The following is a 939-nucleotide window of genomic DNA, read 5'->3' on the forward strand; positions in this document are numbered from 1 at the left end:
ACACCGCCCGTCACACCATGGGAGCGGGTCTCGCCAGAAGTAGGTAGCCTAACCGTAAGGAGGGCGCTTACCACGGCGGGGTTCGTGACTGGGGTGAAGTCGTAACAAGGTAGCCGTATCGGAAGGTGCGGCTGGATCACCTCCTTTCTGGAAAACAGCTTCGCTGTTTCGGTGGATGCTAACTTTGTGCAAACAAAGTTAAGTGCCATCGGCACGGCAGGAGCCAAAAAAGCAATCAAGATTGAACGTCCACACTTATCGGTTGTTGGAACAAGCCAAAGCTTTTAAGAGGCTGGGTCTGTACTAAGACACAGCACTTGCAAAGAATTGGAATGGGTCTGTAGCTCAGCTGGTTAGAGCACTGTGTTGATAACGCAGGGGTCGTTGGTTCGAGCCCAACTAGACCCACCATTTACGGTTCCGACGGATGGCATATTGATTGGCTAGAACCAAGCAGTGCAAGGCGCGAATGACGAAGCATACTTACGTATGTGAGGAAGTAGCAACGCCGCAATGCGCAGGTTATAGGCGATCAAAGGGGGATTAGCTCAGCTGGGAGAGCACCTGCTTTGCAAGCAGGGGGTCGTCGGTTCGATCCCGTCATCCTCCACCAAAACCTACTACTGATCACTTATCACTCAACACCAAAGCGGTTTCGCAAGAGACTGTTTTGTTGTTGACTCCGGATTCCCGGATCAAACGGCTGTTCTTTAAAAATTCATAGAGTCGAAAATCAGCGTTGCTGGTGGAAAGCAGAAATTCGTAAAGGTTTTACTGCACCGTGCCACCAGCAACAATTTGATTGCGTCAAAACGAATGAAACTTTGCGAGAGCAATTTTTATTCAGTAATGACGAATATTCTTCAAGAATGTGAATCTGGGAAACTGGGTTTACAGCAAAGATATTCACATTACGGCATAACGCGCGAGGTGAGAGAC

1 protein-coding gene, 2 tRNA genes and 1 rRNA gene are annotated in these 939 nt (G+C 49.0%); 3 read left to right on the top strand and 1 reads right to left on the bottom strand.

Going from position 1 to position 939, the window contains the following annotated elements:
- The 3 genes from ACCQ08_RS26015 to ACCQ08_RS26025 form a co-directional block, all read left to right on the top strand.
- Positions 1 to 147, top strand: a 16S ribosomal RNA gene (locus ACCQ08_RS26015); the annotation flags it as partial.
- A gap of 187 nt (positions 148 to 334) precedes the next feature.
- A tRNA-Ile gene (locus tag ACCQ08_RS26020) sits at positions 335 to 411 on the top strand.
- A gap of 126 nt (positions 412 to 537) precedes the next feature.
- Positions 538 to 613, top strand: a tRNA-Ala gene (locus tag ACCQ08_RS26025).
- Positions 614 to 733: 120 nt separating this feature from the next.
- On the opposite strand, the gene ACCQ08_RS26030 is transcribed toward ACCQ08_RS26025, so the two are convergent.
- Positions 734 to 939 (bottom strand): hypothetical protein (locus ACCQ08_RS26030; RefSeq protein WP_373451384.1); only part of this gene is annotated, 206 nt, incomplete at its 5' end.

Origin of the sequence: Comamonas sp. SY3, from assembly GCF_041730275.1 — a bacterium.
GTDB lineage: Bacteria > Pseudomonadota > Gammaproteobacteria > Burkholderiales > Burkholderiaceae_C > Comamonas > Comamonas sediminis.